The organism is Bradyrhizobium valentinum (genome assembly GCF_001440405.1).
Taxonomy (GTDB): domain Bacteria; phylum Pseudomonadota; class Alphaproteobacteria; order Rhizobiales; family Xanthobacteraceae; genus Bradyrhizobium; species Bradyrhizobium valentinum.
Map to the genome: position 1 here is coordinate 24,932 of NZ_LLXX01000206.1, position 19,725 is coordinate 44,656.

The 19,725-nt window shown below is 62.4% G+C and carries 20 protein-coding genes; 12 read left to right on the forward strand and 8 right to left on the reverse strand.

All coding sequences use genetic code 11. The features are described from left to right. Positions 1–23: 23 nt before the first annotated feature. The 3 genes from CP49_RS36045 to CP49_RS36055 all read left to right on the forward strand — a co-directional run bounded on the left by CP49_RS36045 (position 24) and on the right by CP49_RS36055 (position 3,354). Positions 24–1,346 (forward strand): glycosyltransferase family 87 protein, encoded by a 1,323-nt coding sequence (locus tag CP49_RS36045; RefSeq protein ID WP_057854856.1) that lies wholly within the window; start codon positions 24–26, stop codon positions 1,344–1,346. A gap of 5 nt (positions 1,347–1,351) precedes the next feature. After that, the gene (locus tag CP49_RS36050) at positions 1,352–2,755 is read left to right on the forward strand and encodes a M20/M25/M40 family metallo-hydrolase (RefSeq protein WP_057854881.1); all 1,404 of its coding nucleotides are present in this window, start codon (positions 1,352–1,354) and stop codon (positions 2,753–2,755) included. A gap of 62 nt (positions 2,756–2,817) precedes the next feature. Further along, positions 2,818–3,354, forward strand: a complete 537-nt coding sequence (locus tag CP49_RS36055; protein WP_057854857.1) for an REP-associated tyrosine transposase — start codon at positions 2,818–2,820, stop codon at positions 3,352–3,354. A gap of 171 nt (positions 3,355–3,525) precedes the next feature. Here CP49_RS36055 and CP49_RS36060 read toward each other — a convergent pair whose 3' ends face one another. From CP49_RS36060 to CP49_RS36070, 3 genes are all read right to left on the reverse strand, one after another. Then, positions 3,526–4,509, reverse strand: a complete 984-nt coding sequence (locus CP49_RS36060) for an NAD-dependent epimerase/dehydratase family protein (protein ID WP_057854858.1) — start codon at positions 4,507–4,509, stop codon at positions 3,526–3,528. 31 nt (positions 4,510–4,540) lie between these two features. Then, entirely contained in the window at positions 4,541–5,320 is a 780-nt protein-coding gene (locus CP49_RS36065; RefSeq protein WP_057854859.1) for a class II aldolase/adducin family protein, read from the reverse strand. A gap of 107 nt (positions 5,321–5,427) precedes the next feature. Next, positions 5,428–7,077, reverse strand: coding sequence for a glycosyltransferase family 39 protein (locus CP49_RS36070; RefSeq protein ID WP_057854860.1), 1,650 nt, complete (start codon positions 7,075–7,077; stop codon positions 5,428–5,430). A gap of 345 nt (positions 7,078–7,422) precedes the next feature. Here CP49_RS36070 and CP49_RS36075 point away from each other — a divergent pair, with 345 nt between their 5' ends. Next, positions 7,423–8,292 carry a hypothetical protein gene (locus CP49_RS36075; protein ID WP_057854861.1) on the forward strand — a complete coding sequence of 290 codons (870 nt, stop codon included), beginning with the start codon at positions 7,423–7,425 and terminating at the stop codon, positions 8,290–8,292. A gap of 181 nt (positions 8,293–8,473) precedes the next feature. Further along, the gene (locus CP49_RS36080; protein ID WP_057854862.1) at positions 8,474–8,887 is read left to right on the forward strand and encodes a Ros/MucR family transcriptional regulator; all 414 of its coding nucleotides are present in this window, start codon (positions 8,474–8,476) and stop codon (positions 8,885–8,887) included. A 114-nt stretch (positions 8,888–9,001) separates the two neighbouring features. On the opposite strand, the gene CP49_RS36085 is transcribed toward CP49_RS36080, so the two are convergent. Then, a complete protein-coding gene (locus CP49_RS36085; protein WP_057854863.1) occupies positions 9,002–9,430 on the reverse strand; it encodes a SufE family protein in 429 nt (142 codons plus the stop codon). Between the two features lie 82 nt (positions 9,431–9,512). Further along, positions 9,513–9,932: a DUF5330 domain-containing protein gene (locus tag CP49_RS36090; protein ID WP_057854864.1), complete on the reverse strand. Its 420-nt coding sequence runs from the start codon at positions 9,930–9,932 to the stop codon at positions 9,513–9,515. A 399-nt stretch (positions 9,933–10,331) separates the two neighbouring features. Here CP49_RS36090 and CP49_RS36095 point away from each other — a divergent pair, with 399 nt between their 5' ends. From CP49_RS36095 to CP49_RS36110, 4 genes are all read left to right on the forward strand, one after another. Beyond that, on the forward strand, positions 10,332–12,149 hold the full coding sequence (locus CP49_RS36095) for a sensor histidine kinase (RefSeq protein ID WP_057854865.1): 1,818 nt from the start codon (positions 10,332–10,334) through the stop codon (positions 12,147–12,149). Then, the gene (locus CP49_RS36100; RefSeq protein WP_057854866.1) at positions 12,133–12,861 is read left to right on the forward strand and encodes a peptidoglycan-binding protein; all 729 of its coding nucleotides are present in this window, start codon (positions 12,133–12,135) and stop codon (positions 12,859–12,861) included. Before CP49_RS36095 ends, CP49_RS36100 begins: the two co-directional genes overlap by 17 nt. A 98-nt stretch (positions 12,862–12,959) precedes the next feature. Beyond that, positions 12,960–13,196 carry a type II toxin-antitoxin system TacA family antitoxin gene (locus tag CP49_RS36105; RefSeq protein ID WP_197423341.1) on the forward strand — a complete coding sequence of 79 codons (237 nt, stop codon included), beginning with the start codon at positions 12,960–12,962 and terminating at the stop codon, positions 13,194–13,196. A gap of 131 nt (positions 13,197–13,327) precedes the next feature. Continuing rightward, positions 13,328–13,672 carry a DUF1491 family protein gene (locus CP49_RS36110; RefSeq protein WP_057854868.1) on the forward strand — a complete coding sequence of 115 codons (345 nt, stop codon included), beginning with the start codon at positions 13,328–13,330 and terminating at the stop codon, positions 13,670–13,672. Here the strand turns inward: CP49_RS36110 and CP49_RS36115 are convergent. Next, positions 13,669–14,646: a DUF2336 domain-containing protein gene (locus CP49_RS36115; protein WP_057854869.1), complete on the reverse strand. Its 978-nt coding sequence runs from the start codon at positions 14,644–14,646 to the stop codon at positions 13,669–13,671. The genes CP49_RS36110 and CP49_RS36115 overlap by 4 nt on opposite strands. A gap of 245 nt (positions 14,647–14,891) precedes the next feature. On the opposite strand from CP49_RS36115, the gene CP49_RS36120 reads away from it, so the two are divergent. Together CP49_RS36120 and CP49_RS36125 are read left to right on the forward strand one after the other, a co-directional pair. Beyond that, positions 14,892–15,092, forward strand: a complete 201-nt coding sequence (locus CP49_RS36120) for a hypothetical protein (RefSeq protein ID WP_057854870.1) — start codon at positions 14,892–14,894, stop codon at positions 15,090–15,092. Between the two features lie 16 nt (positions 15,093–15,108). Further along, positions 15,109–15,882 carry a hypothetical protein gene (locus tag CP49_RS36125; protein ID WP_057854871.1) on the forward strand — a complete coding sequence of 258 codons (774 nt, stop codon included), beginning with the start codon at positions 15,109–15,111 and terminating at the stop codon, positions 15,880–15,882. 158 nt (positions 15,883–16,040) lie between these two features. Here CP49_RS36125 and CP49_RS36130 read toward each other — a convergent pair whose 3' ends face one another. Together CP49_RS36130 and coaA are read right to left on the reverse strand one after the other, a co-directional pair. Next, complete coding sequence (locus tag CP49_RS36130) at positions 16,041–17,336, reverse strand: serine hydrolase domain-containing protein (protein WP_063791828.1); 1,296 nt, start codon at positions 17,334–17,336, stop codon at positions 16,041–16,043. Between the two features lie 221 nt (positions 17,337–17,557). Continuing rightward, complete coding sequence (coaA, locus tag CP49_RS36135; protein WP_057854873.1) at positions 17,558–18,514, reverse strand: type I pantothenate kinase; 957 nt, start codon at positions 18,512–18,514, stop codon at positions 17,558–17,560. 400 nt (positions 18,515–18,914) lie between these two features. On the opposite strand from coaA, the gene CP49_RS36140 reads away from it, so the two are divergent. Further along, the gene (locus CP49_RS36140; protein ID WP_057854874.1) at positions 18,915–19,325 is read left to right on the forward strand and encodes a DUF1127 domain-containing protein; all 411 of its coding nucleotides are present in this window, start codon (positions 18,915–18,917) and stop codon (positions 19,323–19,325) included. Positions 19,326–19,725: the final 400 nt, after the last annotated feature.

Below are 19,725 nucleotides of genomic sequence, written 5' to 3' on the forward strand. Positions count from 1 at the left end.
CCTCTGACTTCTGGAACGAGCGCGTGCTGAGATATCCGTCGCTACGAAGGCCGCTCGATGTCCTGTTTCTGGTCTGCTGCATCGCCTTGACCGCCGATGTCCTCGTCCCGGAAATCTGGGGCAACGGCAAGACCAAGGACTATCCGCTGTGGTTCTGGGCGGGGCAGCAGGTGCTGCAGGGCAAGAATCTCTACCCCGACGATCCCGGCAGCTATTTCGAATTCATCTATCCGCCGCTGTCGGCCCTGCTGCTCGCGATCCCGAGCTGGTTCGGCAAGATCCCGCTTTATCTGTGCCTGTCGTTCCTCAACATCGTCGCGTGGTGGATGACGGCGCAGTTCTCGCACGCGATGGCGGGATCGGGGCGGAAACCTGGGCCGTGGCTGGAAGCGCTGCCGGGTTTCGTCACCGTCACCTTCGTGTTCGACATGTTCGACCTCGGCCAACCGAACCTCCTGCTGCTGGCGCTGATGCTCTACGGGTTCTGGCTGCTGCGAAGCGAGCGAGGCTGGATGGCAGGCAGCATGTTTGCGCTGGCGACCGCCATCAAGGTGTTTCCGGTGGCGGTGTTGCCTTATCTGGTGTGGCGAAGACAGTGGGCGGCGGCCGCGAGCATGCTGGTGTTCACCTGCGTATTTCTGTTCGTGCTGCCGGCGCCGTTTCGCGGCTTCCAGCACAACGTCACGGAGCTGAAGACCTGGTACCAGGGCATGGTGGGGTCTAGTTCGGAGAAGGGGTTCGGACAGCGCGACGAGCAGAACTGGTCGTGGGTCAACCAGTCGATCATCGCAGTGACGCACCGCCTGACGCGGCCCGTGAATTACAATCAGGACGACCCGTCCAAGCCCGTGCGCACGATGAACGTCGCCAATCTCGATTACAGGACGGCGAACTGGATGGTGCTCGCGATATCGCTCGCGATCGGGCTCGGCTATGTCGCCGTCATGCCGCCGGCATCGCGCCGGACCGAACGGTCGGATGCCGAGGAACTCGGCATCCTCTTTTGCCTGATGACGGTCGCTTCGCCGTTGGCGCGGCAATATTACTTTCTGTGGCTGTTCTTTCCGATCACCGTGTTGGCCCATCGCGCCGCTTATGATCCGAGACCCGCGGTCAGAACCGGCACATGGGCGCTGCTCGCCGTGGCGGGCGGTTTGTTGTGCTTGTCGCTTCCACTGTTCCCGATCGACCTGCAGGCCTATGGCAACAATCTCGCTGCCACCATCCTGCTCACGGCTGGGCTGGTCTGGCACATGCGCCATCCGCCTGCGGCGGATGCCGCCTTGCCTCAGGCCGCAGGCAAGCTACAACTCGATGTTAATAACAAGGCTCACAGCCAGGGATGATCAGCATGTCCAACGCAAAGATCCAGCCGGTCCTCGACCATATCGACGCCGATTTCGACAACAGCCTCGAGCGCCTGTTCGCGCTGCTGCGGATCAAGTCGATCTCGGCCGATCCGGCCTTCGCCGGCGAGTGCAAGGCGGCTGCCGATCATCTTGCGAAAGATATCGCGACCCTCGGCTTCAAGGCCGAGGTGAGGCCGACGGCTGGGCATCCCGCGATCGTCGCCAAAGCCAATGGCGGCGCGGGCAGTCGGCCTCACGTTCTGTTCTACGGCCACTATGATGTGCAGCCGGTCGATCCGCTCAATCTGTGGCACCGCCCGCCGTTCGAGCCCGTCGTCACCGATCACGCCGATGGCCGAAAGATCATCGTTGCGCGTGGCGCGGAGGACGACAAGGGCCAGTTGATGACTTTCGTCGAGGCCTGCCGCGCCTGGAAGAAGGTCACGGGATCGTTGCCGGTCGACATCACCATCGTCATCGAGGGTGAGGAGGAAATCGGATCGAAGAATTTCGTGCCGTTCCTGGAAGCGAACAAGAGCGACCTCAAGGCCGATTTCGCGCTGGTCTGCGACACCGGCATGTGGGACCAGAACACGCCGGCGATCACGACCTCGCTGCGCGGGCTGGTCTATGACGAGGTCAAGATCAAGGCCGCCAATCGCGACCTGCATTCCGGCATTTTCGGCGGCGGTGCGCGCAACCCGATCCGGGTGCTGACGAACATTCTCGGCGGCCTGCACGATGACAACGGTCGCATCACCATCCCCGGGTTCTACGATGGCGTGAAGGACCTGCCGCCGGATATTCTGGCGCAGTGGAAGAATCTCAACCTCACGCCGGAGTCGTTCCTGAAGCCGATCGGCCTCTCGATTCCTGCCGGCGAGAAGGACCGTCTCCTGATCGAGCAGGTGTCCTCGCGTCCGACCTGCGACATCAACGGCATCATCGGCGGCTATACCGGCGAGGGCTCCAAGACCGTGATCCCGGCGGAAGCGTCCGCCAAGGTCTCGTTCCGGCTCGTGGAAGGGCAGAACCCGGAAAAGATCCGCAACGCTTTCCGCGACTTTGTGCGGACGCGCGTGCCTGCCGACTGCAAGGCCGAGTTCACCGACCATTCCAACGCGCCGGCGATTGCGCTCGACTGGAACATGAAGCCGCTAGCGGCTGCCAAGCGCGCGCTGACGGACGAATGGGGCAAGGAGGCGCTTTTGATCGGCTCGGGCGCCTCGATCCCGATCGTGGCGGATTTCAAGCGCACGCTGGGCCTCGACACCGTGCTGGTCGGCTTCGGCCTCGACGACGACAACATCCATTCGCCGAACGAGAAGTACGACCTGAAGAGCTACCATAAGGGCATCCGCTCCTGGGCGCGGATTTTGGGGGCGTTCGCGGAAGGGGCGAAGTAGCGCGTTTGTAGGATGGGTAGAGCGAAAGCGAAACCCATCATCTCGCCGCACCAGTAAGTGCCATGGCCAACTATCGTCGCAACTTCGTCGCCGGAGGCAGCTTTTTCTTCACCGTCAATCTGGCGGAGAGGCATCTCCGATTGCTGACACTGCACATCGATGAGTTGCGCGCTGCGTTTCGTGAGACACGGCAGCGCCATCCCTTCACGACCGACGCGATTGTCGTACTGCCCGATCATCTTCATGCGGTTTGGACGCTACCCGGCGGCGATCGGGATTTTGCGACGCGCTGGCGGCTGATCAAATCGACGTTTTCACGCAACTTCCCAGTCGGCGAGCCTGTTTCAGCTAGCCGCGCCGCCAAAGGCGAGCGCGGCATCTGGCAGCGGCGCTATTGGGAGCACACGATCCGCGATGAGGATGATTTTGGGCGTCACATCGACTACGTCCATATCAATCCGGTCAAGCATGGACTTGTAACGCGGGTTAAGGATTGGCCGTATTCGTCGTTTCATCGCATGATAAAGCTTGGAATTTATCCCGAAGATTGGGCGGGCGATGTTGCGGAGCTAGGCGCGGGTTTCGGCGAGCGATCTTAGCGCGGCTGGATGATGGGTTTCGCTTCGCTCTACCCATCCTACGGCATGTGCCCTAAGGCAAAAACGCCGCCCGGGATTGGGCGGCGTTTTGATTCCGGACGTGTAGAGGTATGTGGCCGGCAGTTTAGCGCATCCGCGCAGCGCTTGCACCGGATATTTCTCACCGCGTCTTCACTCCACCGGGTAGGGACCCTCGCCAAAAACCTGATCGTGATAACCCTTGCTGCCTATCTCGCGTGCCAGCGGGCTGCGAACGTCCTCGTCAGCCCGCAGCCGCGCAATCAGCGCGCGGAAGTCATGGCGTGGCTGCCAGCCGAGTTCGGCCCGCGCCCGGTCGTTGACGTAGACGCGATCGATGCCCGGAATCATCGTCCAGCCGCGCCGCGCAAATTCGGCCTCATAATCCGGCACGTAACGGCGGACCACCAGCGGCGCGTTGGCGCGCAGTTCCGCCGCGTCGTGGCGCGAGAATGGCGTGGTGGCGCTGATGATGTATTTCGCGAAACCGGCCGGTGGCGCGTGACGGGCCGCCAGCAGATGCGCGCTGACCACGTCTTCGATATCGACGCGGCGATAGAGCAACTCGTTGGTCTTGGCGTTGGCGTCGGTGTAGGCCTCGCGTACCGCGCGATTGTCGTCCTCTTCGGGAAAGAAGCGCGAGGTGCGCAGCACGATGGCGCGAAGTGAATGATTGCGCGCGAATAGCTGGCACATATCCTCCGCAGACGCTTTGGTGACGCCGTAGATATTTTTCGGTACCGCCGTGACGTCTTCGGTTATCCAGGCCGCCGGCTCGCCCGGCGGCGGAACCAGCGCATCGCCGAAGACGCTCGTGGTGCTGGTGTAAACGAACGCCGTGACGCCGGCGGCAGTGGCTTCCTCGAGCAGATTGAGCGTGCCGGTGATATTGACGTCAACGAAGTCCTGGCGGCTGTGCGTCGCCACGTGCGGCTTGTGCAGCGTGGCGGCGTGCAGCACGGTCGTGACGTGCTTCATGCAACGGCGCACGAAAGCCCGGTCGGCGATCGAGCCTACATGGTGCGTAAACGCGCTAGGCCGAACATCAATGCCGACGGGCTCGCGCCGCTGCGCCTGTAGCGTACGCACCAACGCCTCGCCCAAATGGCCGGAACTGCCGGTCACCAGTACCGTCACGCCGCTGTAACCTTTCGCGCGCTTGCCTGGCTCAGGTCTTGTAGCTCGGGTCGATTCGATCAAGCTTGCGCAATAGCGGCGGCCACACCAGTTCGGTCGAGCGCCGTTCCGCAAAATCGGCATTGGCGAACAGCCGCTCGTTCTTGTCGATCACGGCCTGTTCGATCGGATAGGCGGTCGGACCCAGCATGCGGGTGCGCACCTGCATCGTGCAGGCCCGTTCCAGATGGTACATGCGCTCGAAGGCGGAGGCGACCGAACGGCCGACCGTCAGCGTGCCGTGGTTGCGCAACAGCATGTGGTTCTTGTCGCCGAGGTCCTTCTGCAGGCGCGGGCGCTCGTCGTGATCCAGCGCCACGCCTTCGTAATCGTGATAGGCGAGGTCGTGGGTGACGAATTGCGCGGTCTGGTTCATCGGCAGCAGGCCTTCCATGCAACTTGCGACTGCCGTGCCGTCAGACGTGTGCAGATGAAGCACGCAGCCGGCATCCTCGCGCACCTCGTGGATCGCCGAATGAATGGTGAAGCCGGCCGGATTAATGCTGTATTCGCTCTCGCTGAGCTGATTGCCATGGAGATCGACCTTGACCAGGCTCGACGCGGTGATTTCCTCGAACATCAGGCCGTAAGGGTTGATCAGGAAGTGATGGTCGGGGCCCGGCACGCGCGCCGAGATGTGGGTGTCGACCAGATCATCCCAGCCATACAGCGCGACGAGGCGGTAGCAGGCCGCGAGATTGATGCGCTGGTTCCACTCGGCGTCCGTCATGCCGGAGGGAACTTGCTTCAAGCGAGCTTTAGCTGGCGACATGGCGCGCTTTCTCCCGTGCGTTGCTGATTTTCGAGAGCGAGCCTAGCCCCGTGCCGAACGGCCAGCAAGGCAGGCGTCACGGGTGGCAGTCATGCCTTTGCGGGCTACTAGGGCGCCGGAATTGCCAGCAGCGTGGAGATGCCGCGGCCACGGATATCATAGACACGCGCGAACACGACATCGTCACGCTTGATTTCCACCATGACCGGGGCGGTGAGGCCCTTGCAGTAGAACTCGCCCAGCGTCATCGCGAAATCGGCGGACTGGCTGTCCCAGCCGATCGTGAAGTCGGGGCCGAGCGCGACCTGCGCCGGACGCTGCGGACCGCACACCGCAACCTTCCATTTACGTCCCAGCGGCGGCACTTCCTGCCGCTCGACCAGCTCTTCGCGCAGGCCGTCAGACGCCTGCTTCAGCGCCAGCCCCCAATAATCGAGCATGAACAGGCTGTCGGCGCCGCGAACGGTGCCGGCGATGTGGTTGAAATGGGTGTACTCGTAAGGGTGCAGGCGGATCATCTCGCTCAGCGGCAACAGCAAGCCGAACGTGAACACCGCCAGTGCGGCAGGTTGCCAGCGGCGGTGATTATCCTTGAGCCAGGTCATGGCCCAAGCGAACGACACGCCGGCGAGCACCGCCATCGGCGGGATGACGAAAACGAAATGCCGGATGCCGTTATAGAGCGCCGGACGCTTCACCATCGCGATCACCAGCGGCAGGCTGGCCGCCAGCGTCAGCATCAGCAGGATCGTCTTGCGGCGGGCCGACACATCAGCGCGCGACAGCGACCTGAAGGTGCCGACGATGCCGGCGAACAACAGCGCGAGCAGTACCTCGGGAAGCTGCAGCGCGAACAGCGTCGGCAGGTAGGACCACGGCATATCGGGCACCGACACCAGCGCGCCGTCGAACATCTCCTTCCAGGGCTTTTCGAAGAAGTGCGAGAAATAGGTCAGCGCCTTGAAGGGATGGTCCGCCTCCATGATGGACCACGGCCACACCAGGCCCATGATCAGGTATCCGAGCACGAGGCCCGGCAGCAGCACGTATACGACATGGGCGAAGCGGCGGATCGCTTCGCGCCAGCCTTGCGTGCGAACTTCCTCGATCAGCAGCGGGACGAAGCCGACCATCGCGTAGACCACCGCCATCCCGCCGAGAATCCGGCAGCCGATGGAGAGACCGGCGCCGAGGCCGACGATCAGGATGGTTCGCGGCGAGGGCGCGGGATATTCCTCCGCCAGGCGCACCAGACCCAGGATCAGGATCACCATCGAGACGGCAAACGGCGCGTCCTTCGGGTTCATGAACATGTGCCCGTAGAAAGTCGGGCACAGCGCCAGCAGCAACAATGTCGCAAGCCCGGCAAGCGGGCCGCCGACGCGTCGCGCCAGCCGCCAGGTCACGGCAAGGCCGATCAAGCCGACGACGGCGCCGAGCAGACGGCGCGTTTCAAACAGTTCGAGCGGGATGACCTTGTGCAGCAGGGCTGCTGCCATGTCGAAGCCGCCGCCATACATATAAAGGTTGGCGAACGACAGCGCGCCGGTGTCCTTGAAGCCGGAACCGTACATCCGCAGCAGCAGGTCGGCATATTCGGCGTGCGTGTAGTCGTCCCAGCCGAGCCCGTAGTCCCGGAAAGTCAGACCCGCGACGAGAGTGACCACGGCCAGCACGAAGATGGCAAGGTCGTCGCAGGTCCGCTCCACCGAGCGCCGCGCGGGCGTATCGAGAGCAGAAGTCGTGATGGCTGACATGGCGATTGGTAACCCAGCGTCCCCTATGGCCCAGCTCGGATATTCTTGAGCCTCATTCCCCGGGTATCCATATAGCGCAGTTCCATTTCCAAGTAATTGGGAATTGTGGCTTAAATCCCTGATGCAATGCAACAAAAGGGCAGTAATTGGTAGCGGGTAAAACTACAGTCGGCGGGCTGAACGGTATCTGAATGGCAAAGATCGCCGGCGACCGGAATCCTGCAACCGGACGAAGCTACTACGGAACCCTGGACGCAATTGGCGGTTGGCGGTGCACACAATATGACGGTATCGTGGCGTGGGGCGGCTTGCGAGCGTTTCGGGCGCGGCTGAGGGGTTAGTTCAATGATGGTTGTCATGTTGATCGCCGGGATCGGCCTCGTTTTGGCGGGCCTGCTGGCGATCGGCTCCGGTATCCCGATCAAGGAGTTCAGCACCGGCAATACGCTGATCATCGCCGGCGTGATCGGCGTTTGCAGCGGCGCAATCATGCTCGCGCTCTGGATGACGGTCCGGGAGTTGAAGAACATCGCGCGGCGGCTCGGTACTGGCGTGCTGGAAGCGCGTAGCGACGTCACGATGCGGCAGGCGCTCCCTGTCGCATCGCCGCGGGATTCCGCTTCCATTGGCGGCGGCTTCCCGGCCGCCGAACAGCCCGGCGGCCCAATGGCCGCACCGCCGCCTTGGCAGAATGAAGCTGTCCTGCGCGACCATCCGGTTCCCGAGCCGATGTTTCCGGAAGACGCGGCGCCTCCACCACCACCATCGGCATCCAAGCCAAAGCGCAACCTGTTGTTTTCCTCGACATCGCGGAAAGAGCGCGAGCGCGCCCAGGCCCGGGCCGGTGAACCGCTGCCGCCCGATCTGCTGTCATCAGACCTTCGCTCCAAGCCGCCCGCCGTGCCTCCGGTCGAATCGGCCGAGCCGCCTCCGCCATCGTTCGAAGATACCTGGCCGAAGGCGGATCGCGCAAAGCCCGGTGAAACCCCGCTGCAGCGGCGCGGCGGCCGCACGCCCCCGTCGCTCACAGAAACCAATGGGGGACCGGCGCGCAGCGAGGATCAGCCGGCAGTGACGGTGCTGAAATCGGGTGTTGTCGATGGCATGGCCTATTCGCTCTATTCCGATGGTTCGATTGAGGCCCAGATGCCGGAGGGGATGATGCGCTTCGCCTCGATCGATGAACTGCGTGCGCATCTCGATCAACGGCACTGAAATCGGCAATACTTGCCGCGAGGCCGGTCTTTGAAAATAAAGCGCCGCCGTTCTTGTCAGTTTCCCGGCACTTCGTTCATATTCGCCAAGTTGTACGAGATTCCGCGGATGTATAGGCACGGTTGATGCTGTTCGAACCGTGTGGCCGCCCGATGCATTCGCGATCCCAGAAGGTTGAGCCATGACCGATTCCGCCGGCAAAACGCCCGTCGAACTGACCGCCAATATCGTATCGGCCTATCTCAGCAACAATCCGACCCAGGCCTCGGAAATCCCCAACCTGATCAGCCAGGTCCATGCCGCGCTGATGCGGGTGTCGAGCGGCCGCCCCGAGACGCCGCTCGAGCCGGCCAAGCCGGCCGTGTCGGTAAAGAAGTCGATGACGCCCGAATATCTGGTGTGTCTTGAGGACGGCAAGCGCTTCAAGTCGCTCAAGCGCCATCTGCGCACGCAGTACAACATGACGCCTGAGCAATATCGCGACAAATGGGGCCTGCCGCCGGATTACCCGATGGTGGCGCCGAACTACGCGGTGGCGCGTTCACAGCTCGCCAAGAAGATGGGGCTGGGGCAGCAAGCGCGGAAGCGGAAATAGACCAGAGCGTTTTCAAGCGAAGCGGGTACCGGTTCGCATAGCAATCAATCAAGTTTACGCAGATTGCGTAGACTTATCTGCGGCAGAAAACGCGTCAATTATAAGCTCTGAACGTCAGGAAGCCGCAGCGAGCGCCTCGCGCGCGTCGGAGCGAATGCGTTCGACCATCGAGCGCAGGCCGTTGGAACGCTGCGGCGTCAGGTGATCGCGAAATCCGAACTCGTCGAATACGGCAAGCGCATCCGCTGCCAGGATCTGCTGCGGCGTGCGGCCCGAATAGAGCGTGAGCAGGATTGCGATCAGGCCGCGCACGATATGGGCGTCGCTATCGCCCAAATATTTCAGCCGCGGCTCGCCGTTGCCGCTGCGGTCGATCTGTTTGGAGAGCCAGACTTGGCTGACGCAGCCGTTGACCTTGTTCTCGGCGGAATGCTCGGCCTCCGGCATCGGATCGAGTGTGCGGCCGAGCTCGATGACGTACCGGTAGCGGTCGTCCCATTCCTCCAGCAGCTCGAAATTGTCTCTGATTTCGTCGATCGTCATCTTGGCCCGCGTCGGTTTCCTTAGGGCCTATATAGGATGCGGATCAAACGAAAGCGACGGAAATGGAACCGGTTCCGCGACCTTATTTTGCGGCCAGCGGCGTCCGCGGCAGCCGAAATTCGATCGCCACGTCGTCCTCCGTCAAGGCGTCGGCGGGCGACGCCACCACGGCCTCCGCGTCGCCGGCGGTGCCGATCGAGCTGGTATGGTCGGGCTTCTTGTCCGGGACGCCGGGCTGATCGGGCTTGGTGATGATCTTGTACAACTGGCGGGCGCCATCCTGCGCGCGCTGGCCGATCGCAGTCGCGGCCTGACCGCCGACCTCGCAGGCCGCCGGCTGACGCTTGCAGAATTGGCTCATGTCGGAGACGGCTGCGGTCGCAGCCGATACCGCTTCGGACGCGCCGATCTGCGGCACCTTGTCCGAGTCAGGCGTCTTTTCCCTGGGCAGCAGCACGAGCACCAGCCCGAGCCAGAATGCCATGCGAAGCAGAAAAAACATCTCGCGACCCCGGTCGTCTTATGGTTGTGCTGCGGTTAACCCGCAGCTTCGTTTCTGACTACCAGTCGTGGATAAATCGTAAGTGTTTGCGTTGAGGTAAATTCGGCGAAAATTGGCAGAAAATTTCAATGATTTGATTCTGCGTAAATATTCGATTGATGACGGTGAGCGCGGGAAAAGCGGCGCATCCACCATTTCGAAACCATAGATCGGTCGCGCTGGAAACCTGTCGTTCACCATGAAGGTCGCGCGAGGTGCCAAATTTCCGGCGAAGACGCGGTGTCGGGCGCCGATCCGCTGCGCCTTAGCGTTCGCTTAAGTTCGCTCTGACACGGTGGCGCAAAGAATAGGGGGCGTTCCGGCGCGTCTGTCTGACGAACAAGCCGAAGCGCGAGAGCCGTGACTGTTTTGAGTATCATACGCGATTGTCTCGATGCGTTGCTGCATCCCTCGGCACGATATGATGCGCTGACGCGTGCGCGTCATCGCGCGTTCATGGCGCCACGGCTGCTCGGCAGCCTGGTGGCGCTTGCAGCCTTTCCGGTTTATCTGGCGATGCGCGGCGCGCCCACGGCGCTCGAGGTCGCGGCCTTCGCCTGGCTGACCGCACCCATTCTGTTGTCCTGGTTCCTGTCGCGCACCGGCCGCTACGAAGGCACGCATATTCTCTCCGCGCTGGCGCTGGCTGGCCTCGTCATGATGGTCGCCGTGACCACCGGCGGTATCGAATCATTCGCCGCGGTCTGGCTCATCGTCGTTCCGCTCGAAGCGGCGCTGTCGGCCTCGCGCCGCGTGGTCGTGTTCGCCTCCGCGCTGGCGCTGTCATGCGCCGCCTTGCTGATCGCGCTCGGACATTTTCACCTCCTGCCGGTGGCAGAGCCGAACGCGGCCCTGCACGGCGTGCTGATGGGGGCTGGCGTCGCTTCCGCGACGCTCTATGCAGCGGGACTGGCCGTCAGCGCGGAATCGCTGGCGCGCACTTCCGTGGCGTTGCTCTATCTCGAGGAAGACCGTTATCGCTTGCTCGCGCGAAACATGAGCGACGTGATTTCGCGGCACAACCGTAACGGCGCAGTGGAGTTCATTTCGCCGGCGGCGGAAGCCATGCTGGGCACGCCGATCGCCCGGCTCACCGGTCATGGCCTGTTCGACCGCGTCCATGTCGTCGATCGTCCGGCCTATCTCACAGCGCTAGCGGATGCCGCACGCGGCAGCGAGCAACGCGTCGAATTCCGTCTCCGCCGCGACGCGGCTCGCGGCCAGAACATTTCCGCCGATTTCATCTGGGTCGAGATGGGTTGCCGGCCGCTCGAGCAGGGCTCGCCCGAGGCTGAGGTTGTGGCCGTGATGCGCGACGTCACCGACCGCAAGGTTCAGGAGCAGGCACTCGAACTGGCGCGCACCGCTGCCGAGCAGGCGGATGCCTCCAAGACGCGATTTCTGGCCACCATGAGCCACGAACTGCGCACGCCGCTCAACGCCATCATCGGTTTCTCCGAGATGATCGTGCACGAAGAGGCGATGATGATCGACGCCGCGCGCCGCAAGGAATACGCGCAGCTCATCAACGATTCCGGCCAGCATCTGTTATCGGTTGTCAACGGCATCCTCGACATGTCCAAGATGGAAACCGGCAATTTCGAAATTTCGCCGGAGCCGTTCGCGCCGCGCGCGGCGCTGTTGCACTGCTGCAATTTGCTGGCGCTGAAGGCGCGCGACAACGGCGTCGATCTGATCACCCGCGCGGCGGAGGACTTGCCCCTGATGAACGGCGATCCGCGCGCATTCAAGCAGATCGCGCTGAACCTCGTCGTCAATGCCATCAAGTTCACCGAGCGCGGCGGCAGCGTGACGGTTTCCGCCGCGGTCGAGGGATCGCGGCTGATGCTGACCGTCACCGATACCGGGGTCGGCATCGCCGCCGAGGATCTCGCGCGGATCGGCGATCCGTTCTTCCAGGCCGGCAAGACCTATCAGCGCAAGCACGAAGGCACCGGCCTCGGCCTGTCGATCGTGAAGGGCTTGGTCGGATTGCACAATGGCGAGATGAACGTGGAGAGCAGGGTGGGCGAGGGCACCACGGTGGCTGTTGCCTTGCCGCTTGACATTGCGCCGCTGCTGACGCCTTCAAACAACGTCGCGACGCTGAAACCGGCGCCGCGGCCGGAATCGCAGGATCAGGCCCATCAGGTGAAGAAACGTGCCCAGGCGAATTGACGACGATGACGAGATGCCGCGCCGCCGCCGTCGCAGCGCGAAAGCGGTTGCGATCGAAGCGGAGGTGGAGCGCGGCCTCGTGATGCGCATCTTCCTGCACAGTCCGAAAGACATGGTCGCGGGTCTGCTCGCCGCTGCCGCGATCTGCGCCATCGTCGCCAACGCGCTGTTCCTGCAGGCCGGCCGCCATCCCTCGCCGATGTTCGGTTCGGTTGTGACGCTGTCGGCGCCGCAAGGTCCCGTCGTGAGCCCGTTGCCGCGCCCACGCCCGGCCGAACTGACCGCAAGGCCGGTCGAGGCAGAGCCGCCGGAAATCAGGCCGGTCGAGGTGAGGAGCGCTGATCCCAAACACGCCGAGACCAAGAGCGCCGATCCCAAGAATGATACCAGGAGTGATTCCAAAAACCCTGACCCGATGACCAATCTGGTCAAGTCGACCGGTGCGCCCACGGCTGCGCCTTCGAATGTGGCACGTCCGCCGGCGCCGATTCCGGCCACTGCGCAAAGCGCCGGCGCACGCCGCGTGGCGGCGGTGCAGCGCGCACTCACGCAGTATGGCTACGGCCAGTTGAAGCCGACCGGCGCGGTCGGTGCGGACACCCAGGCCGCGATCTCGAAATTCGAGCGCGACCGCAAGCTCCCGGTGACCGGCCAGATGTCCGATCGCCTGGTGAAGGAGCTCACAGCGATGATCGGCCATCCGATCGACTAGGGGAGCGGAACACGCTCCCATTTGTAATGTCATTGCAAAGCTGATTAGGGTCCCGATCAGGAGGTCGGACCATGTCAGCGAGCCGCGATACCCTCAACATGCGCATCAAGCCCGAGGATCGGACGTTGTTCGATTGGGCAGCCACGGTTCAAGGCAAGACGCGCACCGACTTCATCCTCGAGGCGGCCCGACGCGCCGCGGAGGAGGCGCTGCTCGATCGCGCCGTGGGCGTCAAAGCTTACGCAGACTTTGTTGCGCGCCTCGAAGCGCGACCATCGCCGAACAGGCGCCTCAAGCGCACGATGCAAGGTAAGGCCCCTTGGGAACGAAGCTAGGCTCCGTTTGGCTGACCTGCAGGCGGCTCTATGAGACATATGATCATGCGAAGTAAATGCACCGCGAAGCGTGACGGACTTCGGGATTGCCGCACTAGCTTCCGACAACACGCCGGCCTATCGTCGCCACCATGCGATTGAAATCATCCATCTGGGTGGCCGCTTATCTGCGCCGCTGCCAGAATGAGGGAATCTTTGGCGCCGTGCGCAAGCGCGGGGCGGAGGAGGCGGGGGCGGTGTTCGTCAAGGTGGCGCTGCTCGACGGCAGCGCCATGCTGTATGCACCGGCGCCGCAGACCGTCTATGACGAGAGCCGCCCGGCCGAGCGCTTGTTCGCGCCGGCTTCGCCGCAGCCGGTGCCCGAGCAATCGGTGGAAGAGCGTCTCGCCAAGGAACTGCGGTTCGATCCCGACGCCTGGATCGTCGAGACCGAGGACCGGGCAGGGCGGCATTTTCTGGATCTGGCGAAGTCTTAGCGTTTCGGGCCGTCGGTGCCGGTGCGTGTCGCCGGAGAACTTCCGGGCTGCACTGCGGAGCGTGTTTGCGAGGTCGCCGCGCGGGCGTGATGGCGCTCATCGTCGTACAGCGCTGAGCGATATTTGGCCCGGGTGACTGCCATGGTCGAGCCGCGCCACGCCGCCAGCATCACGAGCGCGGACCGCTCGCTCAGCCGGTCGTAGAGGCGCGACAGCCTGTAGACATGGTGCACTGAGGAGCCGAACTCGGGATTGAGGAACAGCAGCACGCGCTGGAATGCGGCGCTCGACATGTCCAGCGCGCGCGCGGCGCAGGCCAGCGGTTCGCCACCGGGATCGTGGACCACCTGTTCGGCAATCCGCTGCGGCAGGATCAGCGCTTCGCCGAGTTCGAGCGCGAAGTTTGCGGTGTCCTCGGCGAATGCGGCCATTTCCAGGATATGGATCGCGCGCGCGGCGCGGGCTGCGGGAATGCGCGCCGAGGCTTTCAGCGGCGTGTCGGCGAGATTGTGCAGGATCAGCGCGCGCTCGCTGGCGCCGGCCGCGAAGAACATGTCGCTGATTTCGGCGGCATCGTTGGGCCGCATCGACAGGTTGGACGCCATCCGCAATTGCGCTTCGGTCGGCGGCTTCACCGCCGGCGCGCTGGTCGGAGCTGCGGCAATCGCAGCCGCGAGCGGAAGGGGCTCGCCGCGGTGCGAACGCTGCAGCCCGAGCTTGTCCATGATCTCGGCCGGCGTCGCCGGATAGATCGCGAGTCGCGCCCGCACTGCGGCGCGGGTGGCGTCGTCGACCTGATCGATCAGGCGCGACGTCAGTTCGACGAACTGCCGCTCCTCGTCGGCGGAATGGGCGTTGGTCTGGACATAGAGGTCGGTCAGCACGCGCAGCAAGGTCGGCCTGATATCGACGCCCTCGCGGCGCGAGAGCGTCATCAGCCCGTCGAATCCCGGAAACAATGGAGTGGCGGTCATGTCAGGTGTACGCGACTTCGGTAATCCCTCGCGTCAGCCTATGCACGGCGCTTTAAGAGTTGGTTAAGGAAAACAGCCCGTGAAGGAATCCGATAAAATGCGAGCTTTCGGCGAGCGGAAGGGAGCTCCGGAACCCGTAACTCTACCGCCTACACAAATTAAGATGCCGTTAACCACGTTCTGTTCTGAATAATGGCATGTCGCTGGCCGGATCGTGTCCGTGCGGCAACCAGAGAGAACGGAACATGGGCACCATCATTGAATTTCCGGCGGATGCGGCTTCGCGGCGGCCGGGCTCAACCGTGGATGGCGCTCCGCGCGATGGCTTGGGTACCGTGCTGATCCTTCCCGTTGTCCGCATCGAACGTAAAGCCGGCGAGACCGGCGACGGGCGCGGACCGGAAGAGGGGGCTGCGCCCGGTCGCCGTCGCCGTCGGCGCCCCTGAACGACGGACATTTGAAATGCCGGAGCTGTGCCTCCCGATCCGGACCACCGGGCTTCGGTCACTCCCGGCTCTCATGCTGCTCGCGGCAAGCGCCGCGCTCGGCGGCTGCAGCGGCGGCGATTTCGGCCGCACCCGCGCGGACATGCGCAACGACGACATGCATCGTTGGTTGGGCGCCGAGGCCACGGCAAGCGTCGGTCTCAAGCCCTCGCACTTCCAGCTTACCGAAAACGAGCGTCAGCTTCGCGATCTCGCCTATCCCCTGATCGAGCCGCCGCACTCGCGCCCGGCGTGGAAGAGTGTGTTCGGCGATTACCAGCCGCTGCCCTCGCCGTGGCGGCAGAAGGTGGTGTTCGACCGCACGACCTATGGACGTGCTTTGATCGACGAACCGCACCGCTCGCACACCTCGCGCTATCAGCAGTTGATCGAGGACGTCCGCAACGACATCACGCGGTTCGAGCCGTTCTTTGCCTCCGCCGCGCGCGTCATCGAGCTCGACCGCAAGCGCAGCGCCAGCCTGAAGATGGTGTCGGAATTGTCGCCGCGCGAGCAGGCCGATGCGATTGCCCGCATGGAAGAGAACACGCTGATCGTGCAATGGGTCCAGCAATGCCTGGAGCGGCGCATTTCATCGTATCGCTGGGCGCTGGAGCGGCTGGTGATCCAGGCGCCCGACACTATCGCGGCCGATGCCGACCGCCTGATCGGCGAACTCGCCGCGCAAACCGCCAACCCGCCGGTCGCCGCCCAGCCCGTGATCGGGCGTGCGGTCACGGTGAAGGGCTAAACTAGCGCGTTACTCATAAGTCTGAAAGGAGCCGTGTACTTGGCGATGTCGGGATTCCGCTCAGAAGCGGACATCTGGGCAGGTCTTCAGCGAGTCTGCTATATGCCAAGAGGCGAAGTGGCGCTTTTCGCGATCGGAGCGCCAAGCCCACTATTCCATCACTCGACCATGGCGCCGTAGACGAGGTTCTTGAACAAATGCCGGCTTTGCAAGCGGGCGGTGGCACCTTGTGTCAGTTGGATGGCGAGCAGTTTTTCTTTGGGGTCTAGGGTGAAACTGGTTCCGAATATGCCGCCCCACATTGCATCGCCCTTTGAGCCCGGGCTCCAACCAAAACCGTCCTGCAGACGAACGGCGAAACCAAGTCCAAACCCGTAGCCGGGACCCGTTGAAGCTTCCGTCGAACCACCCATGCCGACCAGATGGTTTTGCAGCATGAACTCTACAGTCTTCTTCGAGAGATACCGCTTGCCCTCGTACTCGCCACCGTTCAGGATCATTTGCAAAAACTTGAAGTAATCTTCAGCAGTACCACACATGCCGGCGCCACCCTTCAAGTAGGACATCTTGATTTCGCTTTCGGTCCTGCAGAAGCGTAGTGACAATTTCTTCAAGGGATCGCTATCAAGCACCTCCGCCAACCGCGAGGCTTTCTCCCCCGGTACCCAGAATGCCGTGTCCTTCATGCCGAGCGGGCCGATCACCATTTCTTGCAGCACAACGTCCAACGGCTTCTTTGTTGCGCGTTCAACAAGGAGGCCCAGAACATCCACCGAGATCGAATAGAGAAAATTCGTACCAGGTTGATAAGCTAACGGGATTTGTCCTAGCCGCTTCAACATCTCGTCGCCGGTGATATCTTGCTCGCCAGCCTCGATATTGGCCTGCTCGTAGGCGTCCTTCAGCCGTTTGGACTTCATGGCGCCACCATAGAAAAAGCCCGATGTATGGCGCATAAGATCCTGGATCGTGACTGCCCGGTTCGCTGGCAGATCTTCGGTCGTTGTGGTGCCGTCACCGTTCGTTCTGCTCACCTCCACTTTTAAATCCTTCAACTCGGGCAGGTACCGCGCGATCGGATCGTTGATCTTGAAGACACCTTGCTCGACCAGCATCATCGCCGCAACCGTCACGATTGGCTTAGTCATTGATGCCATGCGGAATATGCTGTCCTTCGCCATCGGCTTAGTTTTGGCCGCGTCTTGAAAGCCGTTTGCCTCGAAATGGACCAGCTCTCCGCGCCTTGCGATCAGCGTGACGGTGCCCGAGAACGTGCCGTTGGCCACCTCTTGCTTCATAACGCCCGCGATACGATCTAGTCGCTCGCGCGACATGCCCTGCGCAACGTCTTCACCAGCCTGCGCGAGCTGAGCCTGTGCGTTTGCGGCGTATGGAAAGGTTACGCCGACCACCATCGCGGCGACCAGCGATGCTGAAGCAAGTGTCCTTTGCATAGTTTCCTCCCTCACAACCGATATTCGGATCAGACTATACTACGCAGACAGCACTTTCTATCCGGGAGTATGTTGACTTCGGGTCACAAGCGGCGGTCGAAGGATCAATGATGCGAAGGCCGGACTGCTCTCAATACCAGACGAGCCGCAAGCGACGAAGTTGGTCGGCTTAGTGCCAAATCCAGACTCTCGGGCTGTGGAAACGGCTAGTACGCTCGGCGCTAGAGACGTCGCAGCGCCACCGTCTCGATGACGTGATCGGCGCCCTTGGTGAGGATCAGCGTCGCACGCGGCCGCGTCGGCAGGATGTTTTCCTCGAGATTGGCGAAATTTGTACGCTCCCAGATCGCCGTTGCGGTGGCGATCGCTTCATCGTCCGACAGCAGCGAATAACGGTGGAAGTAGGACCTTGGATCGTGGAACGCGGTGTCGCGGAAGGTCAGAAAGCGCTGCACGTACCAATCGCGCAGCACCGACACGTCGGCATCGATGTAAATGGAAAAGTCAAAAAAGTCGGAGACGACGGGCACTGCCTTGCCGTGGCGCGGCAACGGGGCGGTCTGCAGGACATTCACGCCCTCGACAATGAGGATGTCGGGCTGGTCGACCTCCTGCCACTGGTTCGGAACGATGTCGTAGGTCAAATGCGAATAGACCGGTGCCCGCACCGGGCTTCGTCCGGCTTTGATGTCGCTGAGGAACGATAACAAACGCGCCCGATCGTAGCTCTCCGGAAATCCCTTCTTCTGCATCAGCCCTTCGCGCTCCAGCACCGCTTTGGGATAGAGAAAGCCATCGGTTGTCACCAGATCGACTTTGGGCCGTGGCGACCATCGCGCGAGCAGCGCCTGGAGGACGCGCGCGGAGGTCGACTTACCCACCGCAGCAGAGCCGGCGATACCGATGATGTAGGGTACTTTGCGGTCGCGGATGCCGAGAAACTGGCGCTGTGCGTAATAAAGCCGCTGCGTGGCATCGACATAGATCGACAACAGGCGCGAGAGCGGCAGATAGATTTCCTCGACCTCCTTGAGGTCGAGGCGGTCATGCATCGAACGCAGCCGCGAGAATTCGCCGGGCTCCAGCGTCATCGGCGTGTCGTTGCGCAGTTCGGCCCACTGCTCTCGCGAGAAGATGCGGTAAGGGTTATATCTCTGGTCGGGAGCACGGATATCCATGTCGCCGCCTCTCAAATTCTTGGGCGCATACCCGTGGAGAACTTATCCGCCGCGATGACGCTTGTCAGCCTCGATAGTCCGCTTCGGGTCACAAGCGGCTCTCGAAGGATCACTGATGCGAAGTCCGGACTGCACTCAACAACAGACCCACTCGCCTCCAGGATGCGCGTAGCACCGGCACACCTCTTGATTTTGTGCGATCTCCGTGGTAACTACGCTTCATGATCAAAACGTCGTGCGTATCGTGGACCCGTAAACACATGACCCGCTCTCGCTGGGCCGTGGAAGGAGTCGTGCGCTAGGAATTCGACGACGCGATCTTTTCACCAGGCCCCGCCGGCATCGGACGGGGCCTTTTGTTTGGCCACGCTCCCTGCCGGCATAACAGCAGGAGCATCCGATGCCATCCCAACAGACGAACCTCACATCCGAGACCGGGCGCGATGCCGCAGGGCTCGGCCTCGACCTCGCCATCGCTTTGGTGAAAGACGCCTCGGGCAATGCTTTGGCCGAGGCGTGCCCCGATGCCTCCATCGCAGCGGTGAGAGACGCTTTCTCGGAAAAGGAAGCGGCTGGACCACCAGTCGCATCGACGCGGAGCGTCTTGAGTTTGCTCCGGGGATATTGGCATGCGTTTCGAAAACGGCGCCAACGCGAGAGGTTGCTAGTCAGTTTGCACGACCTGAGTGACAGAGAGCTGATGGATATCGGCCTAACACCCAGTGACATCGACTACATCGTCGCTGGCCGAGCTATTGAAAGGCTCAGAGATGGCACGACGTATCTAGGGCTGTCTCGTGGTGTGATGTAACTGATGGTAAGTCATCGCCAGTTCTGCACGTTTAGTGGCAGGCCGTCGGGCGGATCAGCGAAGCGTGATCCGCGACTTTTCTACAATCGTCGTGACATGGCGGATTACGCTAACGCGGATCCGCCATCGAGCTGCATTCGCGACCAACACCACTTGCCGATGGCGCCATCTTTTTCGTCCGCTAAGGGTCAAAACGCGAAGTCCGGGCGGCCTTGCTCCACGTCCGCTCTAACCCAGCAAGCAGACGTCGACGGGGCGCTGCCTGCGTTCACATTGTCGTCGCTCCCCTCGTCCTTGCCAAACAGCACCTGCCACCACCATCCGACCAGCGCAGCGTGCGTGCGGGACCTCTATGCTGCCAGAAACGGTATCTCGACCGCCAGTGTATAGCCGTTGACCA

What these genes read in the sequence shown, in the direction of transcription:
- CP49_RS36120 (WP_057854870.1), top strand. Translation starts at nt 14,892, where the DNA reads ATGGGCACCATCATTGAATTTCCGGCGGATGCGGCTTCGCGGCGGCCG.
- coaA (WP_057854873.1), bottom strand. Translation starts at nt 18,514, where the DNA reads ATGGATATCCGTGCTCCCGACCAGAGATATAACCCTTACCGCATCTTC.
- CP49_RS36085 (WP_057854863.1), bottom strand. Translation starts at nt 9,430, where the DNA reads ATGACGATCGACGAAATCAGAGACAATTTCGAGCTGCTGGAGGAATGG.
- CP49_RS36115 (WP_057854869.1), bottom strand. Translation starts at nt 14,646, where the DNA reads ATGACCGCCACTCCATTGTTTCCGGGATTCGACGGGCTGATGACGCTC.
- CP49_RS36110 (WP_057854868.1), top strand. Translation starts at nt 13,328, where the DNA reads ATGCGATTGAAATCATCCATCTGGGTGGCCGCTTATCTGCGCCGCTGC.
- CP49_RS36070 (WP_057854860.1), bottom strand. Translation starts at nt 7,077, where the DNA reads ATGTCAGCCATCACGACTTCTGCTCTCGATACGCCCGCGCGGCGCTCG.
- CP49_RS36140 (WP_057854874.1), top strand. Translation starts at nt 18,915, where the DNA reads ATGCCATCCCAACAGACGAACCTCACATCCGAGACCGGGCGCGATGCC.
- CP49_RS36125 (WP_057854871.1), top strand. Translation starts at nt 15,109, where the DNA reads ATGCCGGAGCTGTGCCTCCCGATCCGGACCACCGGGCTTCGGTCACTC.
- CP49_RS36105 (WP_197423341.1), top strand. Translation starts at nt 12,960, where the DNA reads ATGCGCATCAAGCCCGAGGATCGGACGTTGTTCGATTGGGCAGCCACG.
- CP49_RS36090 (WP_057854864.1), bottom strand. Translation starts at nt 9,932, where the DNA reads ATGTTTTTTCTGCTTCGCATGGCATTCTGGCTCGGGCTGGTGCTCGTG.
- CP49_RS36075 (WP_057854861.1), top strand. Translation starts at nt 7,423, where the DNA reads ATGATGGTTGTCATGTTGATCGCCGGGATCGGCCTCGTTTTGGCGGGC.
- CP49_RS36080 (WP_057854862.1), top strand. Translation starts at nt 8,474, where the DNA reads ATGACCGATTCCGCCGGCAAAACGCCCGTCGAACTGACCGCCAATATC.
- CP49_RS36065 (WP_057854859.1), bottom strand. Translation starts at nt 5,320, where the DNA reads ATGTCGCCAGCTAAAGCTCGCTTGAAGCAAGTTCCCTCCGGCATGACG.
- CP49_RS36050 (WP_057854881.1), top strand. Translation starts at nt 1,352, where the DNA reads ATGTCCAACGCAAAGATCCAGCCGGTCCTCGACCATATCGACGCCGAT.
- CP49_RS36130 (WP_063791828.1), bottom strand. Translation starts at nt 17,336, where the DNA reads ATGCAAAGGACACTTGCTTCAGCATCGCTGGTCGCCGCGATGGTGGTC.
- CP49_RS36055 (WP_057854857.1), top strand. Translation starts at nt 2,818, where the DNA reads ATGGCCAACTATCGTCGCAACTTCGTCGCCGGAGGCAGCTTTTTCTTC.